Genomic DNA, 20460 nt, shown 5'->3' on the forward strand with positions numbered 1-20460 from the left:
GGCTGTACATTCGCGCGCACGACCGAGGTTTTGGTTTCAACGTTCAACTGAATTGGGGTCTCGTTCACCTACCGTTCGCGGTAGGTGAGCACAGTCCCCGCAGTGAGTACAACAACGGAACGAGTGCTGCCCACAGCACGCCGAAAGAGCTTTTTCGGCAGGCCGTGGAGTGATTACGCACTCTTCCTGATCCTCCTCGGACCCAACCTCGTGTTGCTGGCCGTGTTCACCTACCGGCCCCTCGTCGAGAATTTCCAGTTCTCGTTCTACGACTGGAACTTGTCCTCTCCCACATCGACTTTCATCGGTTTCGAGAACTACCGTGAGTGGTTCTCGCGTGACGACACGTGGACCATCGTGTCCAACACCGTCGTCTTCACGGTCGCGGCCGTCGTCGGAAGTCTCGTGCTCGGGCTCGTTCTCGCGATGCTGCTGGACCGAAAGTTGCGGGGCCGCAACTTCGTCCGGTCCGCCGTGTTCGCGCCGTTCGTCATCTCCGGCGCCGCCATCGGTATCGCCTTCCAGTTCGTGTTCGACCCTAACTTCGGCCTCGTGCAGGACCTGTTGCAGCGCATAGGGTTCTCGTCTCCCGACTTCTACCAGGATCCCACGTGGGCGCTGTTCATGGTGACGGTGACCTACCTGTGGAAGAACCTCGGCTACACGTTCGTCATCTACCTCGCTGCGCTGCAGGGCACCCGCAAGGAGTTGATGGAGGCGGCCGAAATCGATCGGGCGTCGAAGTGGACGACGTTCCGCAAAGTGCTTCTGCCGCAACTGCGTCCGACGACGTTCTTCCTGTCCATCACCGTGCTGCTCAACTCGTTGCAGGTCTTCGACATCATCAACGTCATGACCCGCGGTGGCCCCCTCGGAAACGGCACCACCACGATGGTCTTTCAGGTGTACGAGGAAACCTTCCGTAACTTCCGAGCCGGCTACGGCGCGACGGTGGCGACGATCATGTTCGTCATCCTGCTGATCATCACGCTCGTGCAGGTACGCATCATGGATCGGGACGACCAGCGATGACCATCACCCTGAAGAAAGACGTCACCGAGCCGACGCGCCGAGCTCCGCGAGATCCGCAGCGTCAGCGCAGCCTGTCGACGGTGCTCGGATACATCGCAATGGTGTTGGTGCTGCTCATGATCGGGCTGCCGCTGTTCTGGATCCTGATCACGTCGTTCAAGGAACGCGGTGACATCTACGTCCAGCCGGTCACGTGGTGGCCGAGTTCGTTCCGCCCCGAGAACTACAGCGAGGCGACGACGGAGGTGCCGTTCTTCACGTACCTGCGCAACTCGCTGATCATCACCACTGCGATCGCGTCGATCAAGTTCGTGCTCGGTGTGCTCAGCGCCTACGGTCTGGTGTTCCTGCGGTTCCCCGGCAAGAACATCGTCTTCCTCGTCATCATCGCAGCGCTGATGGTGCCCAACCAGATCACCGTGATCTCGAACTATTCGTTGATCTCGGAACTCGGGTGGCGAAATACGTTCCAGGGCATCATCATCCCGTTGGCAGGCGTCGCATTCGGTACGTTCCTGATGCGCAATCACTTCCTGTCCCTGCCCGCCGAGATCATCGAGGCTGCCCGCATGGACGGGGCGGGCTCGTTCCGTCTGCTGTTCCGTGTCGTGCTCCCACTGTCGGGACCGACGATGGTGGCCTTCGCGATCATCACCATCGTGAACGAATGGAACGAATACCTCTGGCCGTTCCTGATGTCCGACGACTCGTCCGTCGCACCGCTTCCGGTCGGCCTCACGCTGTTGCAGAACAGCGAGGGCTACACCAACTGGGGCGCGGTCATGGCGGCGACGGTCTTGACCATCCTTCCCATCCTCGTCGTCTTCCTCGCCCTGCAACGCCACATGATCAAGGGCCTCACCTCCGGTGCGGTCAAAGGCTGATCCGCTTCATTCACCAAGAGAGAGAACAGTTATGGCCAACATCAACCGCCGCGGATTCCTCACGCTCACCGGCGCAGCGGCAGCGGCTGCTGCACTCGCAGCCTGCAGCAGCCCCGGTACCAGTTCCGGCTCCGAGGCTTCCGGTGGCGACGCGAGCACCATCAACTTCTGGTCGAGCCACCCCGGTAAGTCGCAGGAATTCGAGAAGGAACTGATCTCGCGCTTCCAGGCCGAGAATCCTGGCTTGACGGTCAACCTGATCGACGGCGGCAAGAACTACGAAGAGGTCGCGCAGAAGTTCAACGCCTCGCTCTCCGGTAACGACGTTCCCGACGTCGTCGTCCTGTCCGACGTCTGGTGGTTCAACTTCGCGCTCACCGGCGCCATCGAGCCGCTCGACAAGCACTTCGATGCTGCAGGCGTCGACTCCAGCGACTACGTCGATTCGCTTCTCGCGGACTACGACTGGAACGGCAACCACTGGGCGCTTCCGTACGCTCGCTCGACCCCGCTCTTCTATTACAACAAGCAGGTCTGGGCGCAGGCAGGCCTTCCCGATCGCGGACCGGCCACGTGGCAGGAGTTCGACGAGTGGGGCCCGCGCATCCAGGCCGTCGTCGGAAACGGCAAGCTCGCCCACGGCTGGGGTAACGCGGTGGACTACCTCGGATGGACGTTCGAAGGCCCGATCTGGACGTTCGGTGGCGCGTACTCCGACGGCTTCGACCTGAAGTTCGACGACCCCAATACCATTGCGGCCGGCCAGTTCCTGAAGGACATGATCCACACGAAGAAATACGCGAACGTGTCCAACGACATCGCCAACGACTTCGCCGCGGGAATCATCGCGTCGACGATCGCCTCCACCGGCGACCTGTCCGGCGTCACCGCGAATGCGAACTTCGAGTTCGGCACCGCGTTCCTGCCCGCCGCCGACGGACAGCCCGGCTGCCCGACGGGTGGAGCCGGCCTCGCCGTTCCGTCAAAGATCTCGGAGGAGCGCAAGGTCAACGCGCTGAAGTTCATCGAGTTCTTCACCAACGCGTCGAGCACCGCGTACTTCTCGCAGAACACGGGCTACATGCCGGTCCGCAAGTCGGCGCAGCAGGATCCGAGCGAGATCGAGTTCCTCGCCGCGAACCCGAACGCGAAGACGGCCGTCGACCAGCTTGCACGCACGCGTTCGCAGGACTACGCGCGCGTGTTCGTTCCGGGCGGCGACAAGATCATCGGCACCGGCCTCGAGCAGATCGCGCTGCAGAATGCCGACGTCGCAACCACATTCGCCGGCGTCCAGGATCAGCTGCAGCAGATCATCGATCGCCAGATCACGCCGAACCTCCCGGCGTCGTAATGGCAGGCGTCCACTACGCGGGAGTCTCGCACCGGTATCCCGGTGCGGACACCCTTGCCGTCGACACCCTCGAACTCGACATCGCCGACGGGGAATTCATCGTGCTCGTCGGTCCGTCGGGCTGCGGTAAGTCCACCAGTCTCCGGATGCTGGCAGGGCTCGAGTCGGTCGAAAGCGGCCACATCGACATCGGCGGCGTCGACGTGACCTCGCTCGCCCCGCGCGAGCGGGACGTCGCGATGGTGTTCCAGAACTACGCGCTCTACCCGAACATGACCGTTGCGGACAACATGGGCTTCGCGCTGCGTAACGCAGGAATGAGCAAGTCCGACACGGCAGCTCGTGTGCTCGAAGCGGCGAAGATGCTGGAGTTGGAACCACTGCTGAACCGCAAGCCGGGCAAGTTGTCCGGCGGGCAGCGTCAACGCGTCGCGATGGGTCGCGCGATCGTGCGGCAGCCCAAGGTGTTCTGCATGGACGAGCCGCTGTCCAACCTCGACGCGAAGCTTCGGGTGTCGACGCGGGCACAGATCGCCGGTCTGCAGAAACGACTGGGTACGACGACGGTCTACGTCACGCACGATCAGGTCGAGGCCATGACGATGGGTGACCGCGTCGCGGTACTGAAAGCTGGGGTGCTGCAACAGATCGCGTCGCCGCGCGACCTGTACGACAGCCCGGTCAACACGTTCGTCGCCGGATTCATCGGTTCGCCCGGCATGAATCTGATCGACGCACCCGTCGTCGACGGTGCTGCGGTCGTCGGCGATGTGCGAATCCCGGTGCCGCGCACCGCGGAAGCCCGCGTCACCGTCGGAGTCCGACCGGAGAGCTGGAATCTCGTCGGCGAAGGCGTCGGCGCGGTGACGGCGACCGTCGAGCTCATCGAGGAGCTCGGCGCCGAGTCGTTCGTCTACGGTGCACCGCCGCTCGGCGCGGACTGGAACACCCAGTCCGGCCGTGTCGCAGTGCGGGTCGACCGGAAGCTGTCGATCGGTCTGGCCCAGACCGTCCGGCTCGTCCCCAAGCTCGACGAGGTGTTCTTCTTCTCGTCGACTACCGGGCAGCGCCTGTAGCTGCCGGTTGCCCGAGGTCGACGGGCAACGACGCCCAGCCGTGCAGGACTCGGGTGTCACGACGGATTCCCTCACCTGCCGCGTGCAGGTGAGGGAACCTGTCGAACAACGTCTTCAGACCGACCTCCGACTCGGCCTTCGCGAGCGAGGCGCCCAGACAGTAGTGCCGACCGCCCGAGAACGACAGGTGCTTGTTCGCGTTGGCGCGCGTGACGTCGAACCGGTACGGGTCGTCGAACACATCGGGATCCCGGTTGGCGCCCGCGAGTACGAGCACGACGAGGTCGCCCTGCGTCAGCGGAACGCCCTCGATCGTGACGTCGCGCTTGGCCAGACGCGCCGTCAACTGGACCGGCGATTCGAGCCGGAGCATCTCCTCGACCGCACTCGGCCACAGCGACGGATCCCGGTGCAGCAGCGCGAGCTGATCGGGGTGATCCAGCAGCAACCGAACCCCGCTGCCGAGCAGATTGACGGTCGTCTCGAATCCCGCGGCGAGCACGAGCCCCGCCGTCGCCCGGAGTTCTTCGTCGTTCAGGCCGACGCCGTCGTCCTCGGCGCGAATCAGTTGACTCATCAAATCGTCGCCCGGGTTCTGCCGTAGCTCCGCGAGGTGACCGGCGAGCCACGCGTCGAACTGCCGGAGGCCGTCCTCGACGCGGACGAACTGTTCCCAGGTGAGCCCGATGTCGAGACTCGGCGCTGCCATCTCACCGAACTCGAGCACGCGCTGGCGATCGGCGTCGGGTACGCCGAGGATGCTGCTGATCACGGCCACCGGCAGCTGCGAGCAGTACTGGGCGACGATATCGATCTCTCTCGCGCCGTGCGTCAACTCGTCGAGCAACTCGTCCGCCTTCTCCTGCACCATCTCACGCATCCTGGCGACGGCGCGTGGGGTGAAGACCGACGAGACGAGCTTGCGGTACCGCGTGTGCTCGGGCGGTTCCACCGACAGCAGCGACGGCGGCTTCAGCGGATGTAGCGACGACGGCCGGGTCCTGTTCTCGATCCAGCGCAGGGGAGCGGGAAGGTTGGCGCCGAGCTGCGTGACACGGAAGTCGTCGGAACGCAGCAGTTCGTGGACGACACCGTGGTCGACGCTGATGTGGCCGATCCGCGTCTTCACCAGAGGTCCGGTGGCGCGAATCCGTTCGAACACCGGCCGGGGATCGGCGCGGGTCACCGGATCGGCGACCAGCATGGCTTGCGGATCCCCGTGTGCCGCAGCTTTCTTCGCTCCGTAGCGCACCACCCCATGCGCCGCGAGCCAGCGGATTCTTGCCTTCATTTTCCACCCCTCCGTCGGGCTCGTGAGTGCGAATGTATAGCAGGGACTACATTCGCACTCACGAGCGGCGCAGCCGCCTACCAGATCCTGACGCGCTCGTCCGGATCCAAGTACAGCGCATCTCCCGGCTTCACGTCGAACGCTTCGTGAAAACTGTCCAGATTGCGAACGACGCCGTTGCAGCGGAACTCCGGCGGCGAGTGCGGATCGACCGCGAGGCGACGGATCGCCTCCTCGTCGCGCGCCTTGGTCCGCCATACCTGTGACCAGCCGAAGAACACACGCTGCAGACCGGTCAGCCCGTCGAGCACCGGTGCGTCCTTGCCTTCCAATGCGATCTCGTACGCGGTGACGGCGATGGACAGGCCACCGAGGTCGCCGATGTTCTCGCCGATCGTGAACTGACCGTTGACCTTGTGACCCGGCAGAGCCTTCGGCTCGAACTGGTCGTACTGCTCGATCAACGCTGTTGTGCGCTTGCCGAATTCGGTGCGGTCCGAGTCGGTCCACCAGTCGATCAGGTTTCCGTCACCGTCGTACTTGGCGCCCTGATCGTCGAACCCGTGGCCGATCTCGTGTCCGATGACCGCGCCGATCCCGCCGTAATTGGCGGCGTCGTCCGCGTCGGCATCGAAGAACGGTGGCTGCAGAATCGCTGCGGGAAAGACGATTTCGTTCATTCCCGGGTTGTAGTACGCGTTGACGGTCTGCGGCGTCATGAACCACTCGTCGCGATCGACCGGTCCGCCCAACTTGTCCAGGTCTCGCTGGTACTCCGCGACGTAACCGCGACGGTAGTTGCCGACGAGGTCGCTCCCGTCGATCTCCACCGCCGCGTAGTCGCGCCAACGGTCGGGGTAACCGATCTTCGGCGTGAACTTGTCGAGCTTCTCGAGCGCACGCTGCCGTGTCTCCGGGCTCATCCACTCGAGGTCGGTGATGTTACGACGGTATGCCTCTTGCAGATTCGCGACGAGGACCTGCATCCGCGCCTTCGCGTCGGCGGGGAAGTGTCGCTCGACGTAGAGCTTGCCGACGGCCTCGCCCAGCAGATCCTGTACCAGCGAGACGCCGCGCTTCCACCGCTCACGGTTTTCCTCGGTGCCGCTCAACGTCTTTCCGTAGAACGCGAAGTTCTCGTCGACCAGTGCTGCGGTCAGGTACGGGGCGCGCGAGTGCACGATGCGCCACGTGAGCCACGCCTTCCAGTCCTCGATGTCGGCGGAGACCCACAGACCGGTGAACGTCGACAGGAACGGAGGTTGGCGCACGACGATCTCGGCGAACTGCTCGGTGTTGCTTCCGAGGCCGGAAATCCATGCCGTCCAGTTGAATCCGGGCTCGTTCTGCACGAGGGTGTCGAAGTCGATCAGGTTGTAGCTCTTCTCCGCGTCACGACGCGCAACGACGTCCCAGTGCCCGGCGGCGAGCTTCGTCTCGAGCTCGAAGACGCGCTGTGCGTCGTACGAGACACCGGCGAGCTCGAACATCGTCGCGATGTGCGCGACGTACGCCTCGCGGATCTGCGCGTAGTTGTCCTCGCGGTAGTACGACTCGTCGGGAAGGCCGATGCCGGACTGCGTGAAGTGCATCAGATAGCGCGTCGAGTTCTTGGCGTCCGTGTCGACGTAGTGGCCGATGGCGCCGCCGACGCCGGTGCGCTGCAGCGATCCGAGAACCTCGGCGAGCGTGACGAGGTCCTCGGCGTCCGCGACGGAGGCCAGTTCGCTCGCGATGGGGGCGAGCCCGGATTCTTCGACCGCGTCGGCGTCGAGGAAGCTCGAGTACAGGTCGCCGATCTTCTGTGCGTCGGTCCCGACCGGCGGATTCGACGCGGCAGCTTCCTGGATGATCGTCCTGACGTCTTCCTCGGCCCTGTCGTACAGAGTCCGGAACGCGCCGTCGACCGCTCGGTCCGCCGGAATGGCGTACTCGTCGAGCCACTTGCCGTTGACGTGCACGAACAGGTCGTCCTGAACCCGTGTGCTGTCGTCGCGAAAGCTGAGGTCGATACCCGAATTCACCTGTCCAGAATCAACTGCTGTCATGCACCCCATCTTTACACTCTTTGCAAGTGTGTTTCCGTCCGAAGTGGCAGGGGAGCCATGAACACGGCGATCGAAGTGCATGACCTGAAGAAGTCGTTCGGCCACGTCACGGCACTCGACGGGCTGGAGTTGCGCGTCGACGCCGGCGAGGTGCACGGCTTCCTCGGGCCCAACGGCGCAGGCAAGTCGACGACGCTGCGGGTTCTGCTCGGGCTCATCCGCGCGACCTCGGGCGAGGTGCACTTGCTCGGCCACGATCCGTGGACCGACGCCGTCGCACTGCACCGGCGAATCGCGTACGTCCCGGGAGACGTCACGCTGTGGCCGTCACTCACCGGTGGTGAAGTGATCGACCTGCTCGGGCGGCTGCGCGGCGGTATCGACCAGGGTAAGCGCGACGCGTTGATCGACAGGTTCGCGCTCGATCCGAGGAAGAAGTCACGTACCTACTCGAAGGGAAACCGTCAGAAAGTTGCTCTGGTATCGGCCTTTTCGTCGAACGCGGAACTGATTCTGCTCGACGAACCGACGTCAGGTCTCGATCCGCTGATGGAACAGGTCTTCGACGACTGCGTGGCCGACGCATCCGCCCGGGGTGCGACGGTGCTGTTGTCGTCGCACATTCTGTCCGAGGTCGAGAAGCTCTGCGAGAGGGTCACGATCATCCGCGACGGCCGAACCGTCGACACCGGGTCGCTCGCCGAGATGCGACACCTGAGTCGGACGACGGTCACGGCCGAGGTGCAGCGCGTGCCCGACGGCCTCGATTCGTTGCCGGGCGTCGACGGCGTCCGTGTCGACGGGAGCCGGGTGAGCGTGCGCGTCGACCCGGCCGATCTGCCGAAGGTGATGCACGTGCTGGCCGACGCGGGCATCACAAGTCTGGTCAGTGCCCCGCCCACGCTGGAGGATCTGTTCCTGCGCTACTACGGGAGCGCGTCGTGACGGGCACGACACAGCTCGTTCGGCTCTTCCTGCGCCGCGATCGCGTGGTCGCCCCGCTGTGGATCCTCGCGATGGGGCTGGTCCCACTGCTGTACGCGGTGAGCTTCGAGGGCCTGTACCCGACGGCCGCCGACCGGCAGGCCTTCTATCAGGCGACGCTGCGCACTCCGGCGGAGTTGGCGCTGGTGTCGCCGATCTTCGGCAGCGACCTCGGTGCTCTCGTGACGTGGCGTGCCGGGTTGCTGCTGACGCTCGTTCCGCTCGCCGCGATTCTGACGGTGATTCGTCACACGAGGGCCGAGGAGGATGCTGGACGCACCGAACTGATCGGCGCGACGGCCGTCGGACATCATGCCGGTCTCGCCGCGGCGCTCGTCGTCACGATCGGCATGGTCGTGACGACTGGACTCGTCGGGACGGTATCGCTGCTGGCGACCGGGTTCGCTGTGGTCGGCAGCATCGCGTTCGGTGTAGCGATCGCCTCGGTCGGCACGGTGTTCGCCGGCGTCGGTGCAGTCGCTGCGCAGATCGGACCCCGCGCCCGCCTCGCGCGCGGATACGCGTTGACGGTCCTCGCCGTCGCGTTCGCGCTCCGGGCAGTCGGCGACGCGGGGTCCGGCACGCTGTCGTGGCTGTCGCCGATCGGGTGGTCCGCTCAGCTGCGGCCGTTCGCCGACGAGCGCTGGTGGGTGACGACGCTGTCCGCAGGTGCGGCCGCGGTGACGATCGCGACGGCCGTCGCACTCGCGCGAGCCCGCGACGTCGGTTCCGGCCTCGTTGCGGACCGGCTCGGGCCTGCATCGGCACCGGCGAGCCTGACCGGGGTGTACTCGCTTGCGTGGCGTCAGCATCGCGGGTCGCTCGCGGCCTGGACCGTCGGCCTCGGGGTGTTCGCGGCGATCCTGGGTAGCGCCGCGAACAGCGTCGGCGACCAGTTGGGCGGCAGCGAGGCGGTCGCCGACGCACTCGCGGCGTTCGGCGGCGACTCTCTCGTGCAGTCCTATGTCGCGGCGATCATCAGCATCATCGGCATCGCTGCGGCCGCGTACGCGGTATCGGCGGTGCTTCGGGCTCATACCGAGGAAGAGGATGCGCACGCCGAGTGGGTCGTCTCGGCGAGCGTCGGCAAGGTTCGGTGGCTGGCAAGCCACCTGACGTTCGCGATGGCCGGGCCGGCGCTGGCGATGCTCGTCGTCGGGCTCGCGGCGGGACTGACGTACGGGACAGGCGTCGGCGACGTGGGTTCGGTGCTGCCGGGCGTGCTCGGTGCCGCGCTGTCGCAGTTACCGGCGGTGTGGGTGCTCGTCGGCGTGGCCGTGGTGTTGTTCGGCGCCCTGCCGGCCTGGTCGACGGCCGTCTGGGCGGTCGTGGCCGGGGTCGTGCTGCTCGGCCAGGTGGGTGAGGTGATCGGGTTACCGCAGGTGATCCTCGACATCTCGCCGTTCACCCATGTGCCGCATCTGCCGGGCGGACACTTCTCCGCGGTTCCTCTGGCGTGGATGGTGTCGTTCGCCGTGGTCGCGGTCGCCGCGGGAGCGGCATTGTTCCGCAGACGGGACCTACGGGGGTGACGGGCGGTAGAGTGCCGAAAGCGACCAGGTGGTTTGGTCGGCGAAACAACGGCGTGGAGGCGCTCGAGTGACGTTTCTGCGCAGGTGGTGGGGGCAGTCGTACAGCTACGACTGGATGAGCCGATATTTCGAGTCGCACGGCGCGCTCAGTGCGTTCCGCGTCGTGGTGGGCGTGTGTTGCTTCTGCTACGGACTTGCCGCGATCACGACGTACCTGACCGCGAAGCCGCCGACGACGTGGATCGCGGACGTGTTCATCCTGGCCGGGACTGTGTCGTCGTTCGTCGTCGGAGCACTGTGGCTGCGTGGGCCGTGGCCGTCCGAGCGCGTCAGCCTGCTGTTCGTTCTGTACGCCGACGTCGGGACCACCCTGGCGCTGTTGTCCTACGGGTCGATCCAGATGTCGTTCCCCGGGTGCTCGTTGCTGGCGGCGACGGGCGTCTACGTGCAGGTGTTCCACAGCCCGAAGGTGCTGCTCGCCCATCTGGCCTGGTCGGGCGCCACGGTGACGACGATGTTCCTGCTGATTCTTCGCACGCCGACGTTCGATCACGGACTGGCCGTCTCGCAACTGGTCGTGTTGTTGCCGGTCATGTTCTCGACGCCGGTCTTCCTGCAGTCGATTTTGCTCAGTCTGCGTCTCGACGCGAACGGGGCGTTGATCGATCCACTGACCGGCCTTCGGAACAGGCGCGGCCTCGACGAAGATCTGCCGCACTTCCTGGGAGAGGAGTCGGAGGTCGCCGTCATGGTCATCGACGTCGACCGCTTCAAATCCATCAACGATCGGTTCGGGCACGAGGGCGGTGATCTGGCACTCCAGCTGATCGCGCGACGGCTCCTCGTCGACGACGTTCTCGTCGCTCGTACCGGCGGTGAAGAGTTCGCGCTCGTCGTACGGGTGTGCGCCGATCAGGCCGTCTCGGTGGCCGAATGGCTTCGATCGCGGTTGTATTCGCCGTACGACGTGTCGCCGCTGACCGTCAGCATCGGCGTCGCACATGCATCCAGCATCGAAGGCGACAGCGTGACGGCGGTGACCCGGCTGCTCCGTCGCGCCGACGTCGCCATGTACGAAGCGAAGCACCGCGGTGGCAACCAGGTGGTCGTCGCCGCGGTACGGAGTCAGGATTGACGCGTCCGGTCAGGTCGGCGGGATCGTGAAGTCGAAACGGTTCTCGAGGTCGCGCTGGAACTGATCGCGACACTGTTCCTGTGCACGCTGATTGTTGCCTGCCTTGCTGATGCAGTCGGCGAAGTCGTCACCTCCGGAACTGCGGAAGATCCCGATTCCGACGACGACGAGCACGATCGACAGAACGACCGCGATGATGCCGAGGACGATCGCGATCAGCGACATCGTGCCGTTCGTCGCAGTGCCCTTCTTGTACCTCGACCTGCCGACGAACCCGAGAACGACTGCCAGCAAGCCCAGGATGATGCCGCCGACGATGGTCCAGCTGGTCACGAACGCGAGAATCGCGACCACGATCGCGACGATCCCGACGACGTTCTGCGGGCCCGGCCGGTGCTCGGGCGGATAGTTGCCGGCCGGCGGATAACCACCGGGCGGCGGATAACCACCCTGCGGGTAACCGCCCTGGGGATAACCGGCCTGTGGCTGGCCACCGCCCTGTGGATATCCGGCGGGTGGTGTGTTTCCCTGCTGATATCGGCCCGGACGTGGTGACTCGCCGGGCGGTGGTTCTGACGGCGGTGGTTCTGACGGCGGGGGTCCTGGCGGCGGCTGATCCGACATGGCGACTACCTCCGATGCGTGCGGGGTCAGTCCTGCGAAGTGTAGGCCTGCACGCGGCGGTGTTCTGCGCTTATGACGACACCGTGATCATCTTTTCACCTGCTGCGCTCACCCTCCGAGACGCGAATGCATCTCCCAGACCAGGACCTCCGCGGGCTCGGACGACTGAATGCGTTGTCCGCCAGAAGAACTCAGTCGAACGGCGTCCCCCTCGTACAGTTCGCCCACGCCTTCCATCTGCACCGTGCCCGACGCGACGAACACGTGCAGGAACGGCGCCTCGGGAATGGTCACGGGTCGACCCGGTTGCAATCGCGCTGCGTGCAGCGCTGCAGCCGATTGCGAGATCGAAATCGCCGATTGCCCCGCATGTTTCTTCATGCCCGACGCCACGGGAACCAGTCCGCCGCGCAGCAGCTCGTCGTCGATCTCGAGTTGTTCGTAGCCCGGGTCGATTCCCGGGCTGTCGGGCACGACCCACATCTGGACGAAACGGACGGGCTCGTCGTGTGTTTCGCCCCCGATGCGCCACGAATCGTTCTTCTCCGAATGCATGATTCCTCGACCCGCACTCATGCGCTGCGCGAGCCCGGGATAGATCACGCCGGAGTGACCGATCGAATCCTGGTGTACCAGCGAGCCCTTCATGACCCACGTCACGATTTCCATGTCACGGTGCGGGTGTGTCTCGAAACCCTGCCCGGGAGAGACGATGTCGTCGTTGTTGACGAGAAGCAGACCGTGATGTGTGTTGTCCGGGTCGTAATGCTGGCCGAACGAGAACGAATGCTTCGAGTCGAGCCACGCCACACGGGTTTTCGGACGATCGCCCGCCCGATGGACATCGATGTGCGGAATTGGAGGGGGCATGGGACCACTGTACGAGTCACCTCATCCACACACAGCGCGGTCCGCATAACTTTCCCGCGACAGGTGTGTCTCCGGATCGTTCCGGGTAGAAACGTCCCCATGACCGACAGAGCGCACGTCAGTACCGACTCTCTCGAAGATGCCCTGCTGCCGTGGCTTCCGCAGCAACGATGGTTCGCGGCCAAGGGGTCGCCCATCGCGTCGCTGCGTGTCGCATCGCGCGTCGACGTCGGCTCGCGATCCGACGTGCAGGTCGAGCACCTGCTCGTCGACGTCGAACTGGGTGACGGCACGGTACAGCGGTATCAGGTTCCGCTGGGATTTCGCGACGCCGCGGTCGACGATCTGGCGGCATGGCGGCTGCCGATCCAGGATGGTCCGTTCGTCTACGACGGCCTTCGAGATCCCACGGTGATCGCCCTGTATTCCGACGCGATCGCCGCGGCCGATTCGATCGGGCCCCTCGACTTCCGGCTCGTCGCCGGGGCCGCCGTCGACGCCGGGATGTCGGGTCGCGTACTCGGTGCCGAGCAGTCGAACACGTCGGTGATTCTCGGTGAAGTGCTGCTGCTCAAGCTGTTTCGGCAGGTCGCGTCGGGCATCAATCCGGACATCGAACTGCATCGTGTCCTCGCCGAGACCGACTGCACGTACGTGGCGCCGCTGCGGGCATGGATCGAAACCGAATCCGACGGCGAACTGTCGATGCTCGGCATGGCACAGGACTTCGCCTCGGATTCCGCCGAAGGATGGACGACGGCGCTCACCAGCGTGCGTGACCTGCTGGCCTCCGATCGGTCGCCGGAGGACATGGATTCGGACTTCGCGTCGGAAGCGCGTGGTCTCGGTGCGGCGGTCGCGCACGTCCACGCGGATCTGGCCCGCGGACTCGGAACCGACGAGCGCGACGCGTCGTCGACGGTCGCCGAAATCCTCGGACGCGTCGAAGGTGCTGTGGCCGTCGTTCCCGAACTCGCCGAGCACCTCCCCTCGGCACGCGATCTGGTCGCCAGGGCCGAGGCGGGCGGAACCGCGACGGTGCAACGCATCCACGGTGACCTGCACCTGGGCCAGGTGCTGCGGACGCCGTCGACGTGGCTGTTGATCGACTTCGAGGGTGAGCCGGCGAAGTCCCTCGAGGAACGACGTCGGATGGACAGTCCGCTGCGTGACGTCGCGGGCATGCTCCGCTCGTTCGACTACGCCGCGCACCATCTACTCCTCGGCGACGCCGACGTGACCGACGAGACGTATGCCCGCGCGTCGGCCTGGGCTGCCCGCAATTCGTCGGCATTCTGCGACGGCTATGCCGAGGTCGCGGGCTACGATCCGCGTGATCACGCGGCGCTGCTCGGCGCCTACGAACTCGACAAGGCCGTCTACGAAGCGGTGTACGAGGCGCGCAATCGACCGACCTGGTTGGATCTGCCGATGCGCGCCGTCGGGCGGCTGGCGCCACCCGTGCGCGGATAGTTGGAATCTGCTCCGACTATGTGCGCACGGGCGCCGTAGGCGCACCGAAGCGGCCGGACTGGTAGTCCTCGAACGCCTCGATCACCTCGGCCTTGGTGTTCATGACGAACGGGCCTGCCATGGCGACGGGCTCGCGGATCGGCTTGCCGCCGAGCACGAAGACCTCCAACGACTCGCTGCGCGAATCCTGGGTGTCCGACGCCGCGAACTCGATGGAGTCTCCGCGGCCGAACAGTGCCGTCTGACCCATGCGAATCGGACGCCGTTCGGACCCGACGGTGCCGTCGCCCGCGAGGACGTAGACGAGGGCGTTGAAGTCGCGGTTCCACGGCAGCGAGACCTTCGCGCCCGGCGCGACAGTGGCGTGAGCGAGCGCGATGGGGGTGTACGTCGAGCCGGGTCCCTCGTGGCCTGCGACCTCGCCTGCGATCACACGGATCAGAGCGCCGCCGTCGTCGCTGGAGAGCAGGGCGACCTTGTTGCCGGTGATGTCCTGGTAGCGGGGTGCGGCGAGCTTGTTGTCGCGAGGCAGGTTCACCCACAGCTGCACACCGTGGAACAGCCCGCCGGACATCACGAGGTGCTCCGGCGGAGCCTCGATGTGCAGGATTCCGGCACCTGCCGTCATCCACTGTGTGTCGCCGCCGCCGATGAGGCCACCGCCACCGTGCGAGTCCTGGTGCTCCATGATCCCGTCGATCATGTACGTGACGGTCTCGAATCCGCGGTGCGGGTGCCACGGGGTGCCCTTCGGCTCTCCCGGCGCATAGTTGACCTCGCCCATCTGGTCCATGTGGATGAACGGGTCGAGTGCGGGAAGGTCGATGCCCGCGAACGCGCGGCGAACCGGGAATCCCTCGCCCTCGTATCCGGTCGGTGCCGTGGTGACGGACTTGACCGGCCGCGGTGTCGCGGTGGCGTCGGGAAGCGGGATTCGGGGCAGGGCAAGAATGTTGTCGACTGTCACGGCAGGCATCGTGGACTCCTCTTGTCGGTAGACCGCGCCATTGGTTGACGCTTCAACTACGCTCGGTGAAACAGCCTATCCGGCTCGATATTCCCTCGACGCGATGGTCTGACGCGCACTGGTCGATCGCACGGACTCGCCGGCGAGGTTCACCCAGGTCAGCGAGTCAGGGTGCCCAGGTCCACGGGAAGCTGAATGCCCGTCACGTGCCGGGCCTCGTCGGAGGCCAGCCATGCGACGGCGGCGGCGATGTCCTCGGGTTGGCTGATCGGATCGGGGAGGGAGCCCATGAAGATCGGGCCGAGCGCCGCGCCGTGTTCGCCGAGCAGTTCCATCATGTCGGCGGGCTGCATCCCGGTCTCGACGCCGTGCGGGTGGACCGTGTTGACGCGGATGCCGTACTGACCGAGCTCGTTCGCCATGGACCGGCACAGCCCGACGATGCCGTGCTTCGACGCGGCATAGTGTGCCAGGAACGGCAGACCGCGCAGCCCGGCGACCGAACTCGTCAACACGATCGCCCCGCCGGTTCCCTGTTCGAGCAGGATCGGAATCGCAGCCTTCGCGGTGTGGAAGGTGCCGGTCAGATTGACGTCGAGAGTTTCCTTCCACTGCTCGGGCGAGATCTTCCACGACATCGCCGCCGAGCAGATACCTGCGTTGGCGACGACGACGTCGAGCCGACCGAGTCGATCGACGCCGTCCGCCAGTGCTGCGGACAGGGCGTCGAAGTCACGAACATCGGTCTCCGACGCGACGATGCGACGACCGAGCCTCTCGACGGCGTCGACCGTCTCCGCCAGATCGGCGGATGTCGCACCGTCGTACGACGTCGACGCGAACTCGCTGCACGCATCGACCGCGATGATGTCCGCGCCCTCCGACGCCAGTCGCACGGCTTCGGCGCGTCCCTGGCCACGGGCGGCGCCCGTGATGAATGCAACCTTGCTTTGGAACCGCTTGCCGTCGTACTGCTTGCCCTCGAATGTCTCGATTCGACCAGTCATGTCCGGACGCTACAACGGCGAGTGTCCGCCGGATGTCCGATTCGGGGTGGATTCGATCGAAGTTCGGCAGCCCAGTACGGTAAGGGGCGACACCGGGAGGTAAGTAGTAATGGAAAGTATCGGCGCGTTCATCGGAATGGTCGTTGTTGTACTCACGATCGTGCTCGTCGTCTTCGGATGCACGATGCTGTTCATTGCATCGGTGAAGCCGGACATCATGAACTTCGACCTGACGCGCCGCTCGCGCAAGAAGCTCGAGAAGGACCGCTCCTGAGCAGTCTCCTCTGGAGACTTAGGTCATAGCCGGGACCGATCCGGCCGCCCGTGCGGTTGTATGTTTCCGTGGCAGATACCGCAGACGTGCAGATCGATGCATGCGGTCCGAGATTGAAGGCGCGGCTGCGAGGTGAGACCGCCCTCGCTCAGTTCGCGCGCTTCGTCTTCGTGGGTGCGTCGAGCAACGTTCTGTACGCAGTCGTGTTCGTCGTCCTTGCTGCTCTCGGATCGTTCGTCGCGAACATCGCAGGAATCGCGGCCAGCACGGTACTCGCGAACGAGCTTCACCGCCGCCACACATTCCACGCCGCCGAGCGCGTCGGGTGGTTCCAGGCGCAGTGGGAAGCGGGTGGCCTCGCCCTCGTCGGTCTCGCTCTCGGAACCGTGGCACTGGCCGCGGTGCACGTTCTCTTTCCCGGCGCATCCGCCGTCGCGCAGATTCTCGTCGTCATCGCGGTCAGCGCCGCCACCGGCGCGCTGCGATTCCTCGCGTTACGCGGTTGGGTGTTCTGACGCACGTCACGGTGCCCCGGCGATAGGCTGACCACGCTCGCCGTAGCGAGGAGGCCTGTGATGGGGAGATGGTTCACCGAAGCGGTCGTGGACACCGGACGTCTTCCGCTGTTCTTCCTGCTCGTGTCGTTTCTGCTCGCCTTTCTGTTCATCCGGTTCAGCGTCCGCATGATCCGCGCCGAAGTCTCGTGGTGGCCGGGCAACGTCACGCCCGGTGGCATGCACATCCACCACGTCATGTTCGGCCTCGTCATGGTCCTCGTGTCGGGGTTCGCGCTCGTCGCTCTCTCCAGTTACGAGACCCCGGTCGCCAACTGCATCCTGGCCGGCGTCTTCGGCGTCGGCAGCGCGTTGATGCTCGACGAGTTCGCACTGATTCTGCATCTGCGCGACGTCTACTGGGCCGAGGAAGGACGGTCGTCGATCGACGCCGTCTTCGTCGCGATCGCGATCTCCGCGCTGTTCCTGCTCGGCGTGCACCCCATCGGTTTCGCCGGCGACTTCGAGGCCTATCAGCAGAACAGGTCGCTGCTGACGCTCGTCGCCGTGCTGGTCGTGATCTTCGGGCAACTGGTGCTCGCTGCGATCACGGTGCTGAAGGGGAAACTCTGGACCGGCCTGGTCGGGTTGTTCTTCGTACCGCTGCTCGTCGTCGGCGCGATCCGACTCGCCCGTCCGTCGTCTCCGTGGGCTCGGTGGCGATACACCGACAAACCGGAGAAGCAGACGCGAGCCTGGGTGCGCGAGAAGCGTTTCCGCGAACCCGTAGTCCGCGCGAAGATCGTCGCGCAGGAAGCGTTGTCCGGACGCTTCGGTGTTCCGATCGAGGTACCCGAACCGGCGGAACCGCAGGTGGCGATGCCGTCGCGTACATTGCCGAATCGGCTGGTGGCGGGGATTCGCTGGACCCGAACGCGCCGACGCCTCAGGCGAACTCCGGTGTGGCGGTTGCCCGCGATTCTGGTGACGCTGTCGATCGTGCTCGCGTTCGTGTTCGTCGCGCTCGACGACGAATTCGGCTCCACCGACGGCGCTGTCACCACCTCGAGCGAACTCGACATCGGCGCCACGGCGACGCTGCTCAGCGTCATCGCGGGCGGCATGATCACGCTGACCGGTCTGGTGTTCACCGCGATCACCCTCGCGATGCAGTTCGGGGCGTCGCAGATCTCGGTGCGCGTCGTGCCGCTGCTGCAGCAGCAGTCCGTGATGCGGTGGTCCATCGGGATGTTCCTGTCCACGTTCGTCTTCTCGGTCATCATCGCGTCGGATCTCGCGCTGTCCGGAGAGTGGACGGCGCCGGTCGTCTCGACGTCCGTCGCGATCCTGCTGTCGTTCGTCAGCGCATTCCTGTTCATCGCACTCGTGGCGCGCGTCGGCGTCGTGCTCGACTCGGCACGGTTGTTGAGATGGATTGCTGCGCAGGGTCGTTCGTCGATAATCCGGATGTACCCGTCGAGTTCGCCGGTGTCGCGCGGCGCCCTCGCCGCATTCGTGCTTCCGCCGGACGAGCCGACGGGCACGACGACGGTGCGCTTGAAGCAACTGTCGCCGGACGGCCGAATCCTCCTCGCGGTGAACTTCGTTTGCATCGAACGGCTCGCGCAGAAGTGGGGCGTGTCCATCGAGTTGATGCCGACGATCGGCGAGTTCGTCGCGCAGGACGCAGTGCTGTTCGAGATCGAAGGACCGCAGCTACGGGTCAGGGCGCATCAGCTGATGGCGTGTCTCGTGTTCGGGGACACGCACAGTCCGACGGTCAGTCCAGCCGCTGCCCTGCAGGCGATCGTCGACATCGCCCTGAAAGCGCTGTCGCCCGCGATCAACGACCCCGGCCGCGCCGTGCAAGCGATCGATCATCTCGAGGATCTCTTGATGACGATCGCACCCCGCGTCCGCACCGACACCGACGACTCGACGCCTACACGCATCCGCGGGACGCGTCGCACCTGGGACGATTACGTCACCATCGCCACCGACGAGATCCGACACTTCAGCACCAACTCCACGCAGGTTCAGCGTCGATTGCGGTCCCTCTTCGTCACCTTGCTCGCGTCGTGCCCGCCGGATCAGCACCCGCCTCTGCTCGCACGCATGGACGCCCTCGACGCACAGGCCGCGCGTGAGTGGAAGGGCGATCTCGATCTGCGACTTGCCAGTGTCGCGGACCCGCAGGGTCTCGGTTCCGAGCGCGGGTCGTCGGGAAGAGTTCTGCCGCTCGTCGTCGGGACCAGGCAGCGCGGCGAGGAGAACGGATCGCGAGACGATCTGTGAGCACGCCCAAGCAGGCCCCGCGCGGGCTTCCGACTTCTAACAGACTTCCTCGCAGTCCGCGCTCGGCGTCGTCGAACGCACCTACGCTCTCGTAGGTAATCGATTCGAGGAGGCATGTCCATGGTCAGGGAACTGACACAACTGGAGTTGCTGCGTGAGCTGGTCCCCGCCGCCGAGGACAACGTGAACCGCCACTTGTCCATGGCCAAGGAATGGCATCCGCACGACTACGTACCGTGGGACGCGGGCCGTAACTTCGCCGAACTGGGTGGTGTGGACTACGACCCGGAGCAGAGCAAGCTCTCCGAGGTCGCCAAAGCTGCGATGATCACCAACCTGCTCACCGAAGACAACCTGCCGTCCTACCACCGCGAGATCGCCGAGAACTTCTCCCAGGACGGCGCCTGGGGCACCTGGGTCGGACGGTGGACCGCCGAGGAGAACCGGCACGGCATCGTCATGCGCGACTACCTCGTCGTCACCCGCGGCGTCGATCCCGTCGCGCTCGAGCAAGCCCGCATGATCCACATGACCAACGGTTTCGCATCCCCCGCCGGATCGCAGACCGGACTGCTGCATTCGGTGGCGTACGTGACGTTCCAGGAGCTCGCGACGCGCGTCTCGCATCGCAACACCGGCAAGGTGTGCGACGACCCGATCGCCGACCGCATGCTCCAGCGCATCGCCGCCGACGAGAACCTGCACATGATGTTCTACCGCAACATCAGCGCCGCAGCCCTCGACATCGCACCCGACCAGACGTTCGACGCGGTGTGCAATATCGTCATGAACTTCCAGATGCCCGGCGCCGGAATGCCGAACTTCCGCCGCAACGGTGTCCTGATGGCAAAGCACGGCATCTACGACCTGCGTCAGCACCTCGAAGAGGTCGTCTGGCCGGTCCTGCGCAAGTGGAAGATCTTCGAGCGCGAGGACTTCACCGGCCGCGGCGAGACCCGTCGGGAAGAACTCGCCGCGTTCCTCGAAGACCTGGAGAGGCAGGCCACCAAGTTCGAGGAGATGCGCGACCGTTCGCTCGCCCGCGACGCCGCGAAGGCGGAGCGACAAGCGTCCTGAATCACGCGAAGGAGGGGCCGCTCCGCCAGTCGGGGCGGCCCCC

General features: G+C 65.3%; 18 protein-coding genes. 12 read left to right on the forward strand and 6 right to left on the reverse strand.

All coding sequences use genetic code 11. The features are described 5' to 3' along the window. The first annotated feature begins 123 nt into the window (after positions 1 to 123). From HQ354_RS15420 to HQ354_RS15435, 4 genes are read left to right on the forward strand one after another with little or no spacing between them, the layout of a single operon-like run. Positions 124 to 1032 carry a carbohydrate ABC transporter permease gene (locus HQ354_RS15420; protein ID WP_114332451.1) on the forward strand — a complete coding sequence of 303 codons (909 nt, stop codon included), beginning with the start codon at positions 124 to 126 and terminating at the stop codon, positions 1030 to 1032. Further along, positions 1029 to 1916, forward strand: a complete 888-nt coding sequence (locus HQ354_RS15425; protein WP_068427274.1) for a carbohydrate ABC transporter permease — start codon at positions 1029 to 1031, stop codon at positions 1914 to 1916. The genes HQ354_RS15420 and HQ354_RS15425 overlap by 4 nt, the downstream gene beginning before the upstream one ends. A 31-nt stretch (positions 1917 to 1947) precedes the next feature. Next, positions 1948 to 3270 (forward strand): ABC transporter substrate-binding protein, encoded by a 1323-nt coding sequence (locus HQ354_RS15430; RefSeq protein WP_068427272.1) that lies wholly within the window; start codon positions 1948 to 1950, stop codon positions 3268 to 3270. Next, positions 3270 to 4346: an ABC transporter ATP-binding protein gene (locus HQ354_RS15435; RefSeq protein ID WP_068427270.1), complete on the forward strand. Its 1077-nt coding sequence runs from the start codon at positions 3270 to 3272 to the stop codon at positions 4344 to 4346. Before HQ354_RS15430 ends, HQ354_RS15435 begins: the two co-directional genes overlap by 1 nt. Here HQ354_RS15435 and HQ354_RS15440 read toward each other — a convergent pair. Together HQ354_RS15440 and HQ354_RS15445 are read right to left on the reverse strand one after the other, a co-directional pair. Further along, positions 4327 to 5637, reverse strand: a complete 1311-nt coding sequence (locus tag HQ354_RS15440; protein WP_068427268.1) for a cytochrome P450 — start codon at positions 5635 to 5637, stop codon at positions 4327 to 4329. The genes HQ354_RS15435 and HQ354_RS15440 overlap by 20 nt on opposite strands. Before the next feature lie 77 nt (positions 5638 to 5714). Next, entirely contained in the window at positions 5715 to 7694 is a 1980-nt protein-coding gene (locus HQ354_RS15445) for a M13 family metallopeptidase (RefSeq protein WP_374107343.1), read from the reverse strand. A gap of 48 nt (positions 7695 to 7742) precedes the next feature. Here HQ354_RS15445 and HQ354_RS15450 point away from each other — a divergent pair, with 48 nt between their 5' ends. From HQ354_RS15450 to HQ354_RS15460, 3 genes are all read left to right on the forward strand, one after another. After that, entirely contained in the window at positions 7743 to 8630 is an 888-nt protein-coding gene (locus HQ354_RS15450) for an ABC transporter ATP-binding protein (protein ID WP_068427266.1), read from the forward strand. Next, positions 8627 to 10201, forward strand: a complete 1575-nt coding sequence (locus tag HQ354_RS15455; protein WP_167677178.1) for an ABC transporter permease — start codon at positions 8627 to 8629, stop codon at positions 10199 to 10201. Before HQ354_RS15450 ends, HQ354_RS15455 begins: the two co-directional genes overlap by 4 nt. Before the next feature lie 67 nt (positions 10202 to 10268). Then, positions 10269 to 11336 carry a GGDEF domain-containing protein gene (locus tag HQ354_RS15460; RefSeq protein ID WP_254303540.1) on the forward strand — a complete coding sequence of 356 codons (1068 nt, stop codon included), beginning with the start codon at positions 10269 to 10271 and terminating at the stop codon, positions 11334 to 11336. 9 nt (positions 11337 to 11345) lie between these two features. Here HQ354_RS15460 and HQ354_RS15465 read toward each other — a convergent pair whose 3' ends face one another. Then, on the reverse strand, positions 11346 to 11960 hold the full coding sequence (locus HQ354_RS15465) for a DUF4190 domain-containing protein (RefSeq protein ID WP_157105352.1): 615 nt from the start codon (positions 11958 to 11960) through the stop codon (positions 11346 to 11348). 108 nt (positions 11961 to 12068) lie between these two features. Then, the gene (locus HQ354_RS15470; RefSeq protein WP_068427261.1) at positions 12069 to 12830 is read right to left on the reverse strand and encodes a pirin-like bicupin family protein; all 762 of its coding nucleotides are present in this window, start codon (positions 12828 to 12830) and stop codon (positions 12069 to 12071) included. 99 nt (positions 12831 to 12929) lie between these two features. On the opposite strand from HQ354_RS15470, the gene HQ354_RS15475 reads away from it, so the two are divergent. Then, complete coding sequence (locus HQ354_RS15475) at positions 12930 to 14303, forward strand: hypothetical protein (protein ID WP_222635134.1); 1374 nt, start codon at positions 12930 to 12932, stop codon at positions 14301 to 14303. Positions 14304 to 14319: 16 nt separating this feature from the next. On the opposite strand, the gene HQ354_RS15480 is transcribed toward HQ354_RS15475, so the two are convergent. Further along, on the reverse strand, positions 14320 to 15279 hold the full coding sequence (locus HQ354_RS15480) for a pirin family protein (RefSeq protein WP_068427258.1): 960 nt from the start codon (positions 15277 to 15279) through the stop codon (positions 14320 to 14322). A gap of 149 nt (positions 15280 to 15428) precedes the next feature. Beyond that, positions 15429 to 16277, reverse strand: a complete 849-nt coding sequence (locus HQ354_RS15485) for a mycofactocin-coupled SDR family oxidoreductase (protein WP_068427257.1) — start codon at positions 16275 to 16277, stop codon at positions 15429 to 15431. Positions 16278 to 16386: 109 nt separating this feature from the next. On the opposite strand from HQ354_RS15485, the gene HQ354_RS15490 reads away from it, so the two are divergent. From HQ354_RS15490 to HQ354_RS15505, 4 genes are all read left to right on the forward strand, one after another. After that, entirely contained in the window at positions 16387 to 16551 is a 165-nt protein-coding gene (locus tag HQ354_RS15490; protein ID WP_165839676.1) for a hypothetical protein, read from the forward strand. 68 nt (positions 16552 to 16619) lie between these two features. Next, positions 16620 to 17066, forward strand: a complete 447-nt coding sequence (locus tag HQ354_RS15495; protein ID WP_068427256.1) for a GtrA family protein — start codon at positions 16620 to 16622, stop codon at positions 17064 to 17066. Positions 17067 to 17126: 60 nt separating this feature from the next. Beyond that, positions 17127 to 19340: a DUF2254 domain-containing protein gene (locus HQ354_RS15500; RefSeq protein WP_167677173.1), complete on the forward strand. Its 2214-nt coding sequence runs from the start codon at positions 17127 to 17129 to the stop codon at positions 19338 to 19340. Between the two features lie 120 nt (positions 19341 to 19460). Beyond that, the gene (locus HQ354_RS15505; protein ID WP_167677221.1) at positions 19461 to 20417 is read left to right on the forward strand and encodes an acyl-ACP desaturase; all 957 of its coding nucleotides are present in this window, start codon (positions 19461 to 19463) and stop codon (positions 20415 to 20417) included. Positions 20418 to 20460 lie beyond the last annotated feature (43 nt).

The organism is Rhodococcus sp. BP-261 (assembly GCF_019835205.1).
Classification (GTDB): Bacteria; Actinomycetota; Actinomycetes; order Mycobacteriales; family Mycobacteriaceae; genus Rhodococcoides; species Rhodococcoides kyotonensis_B.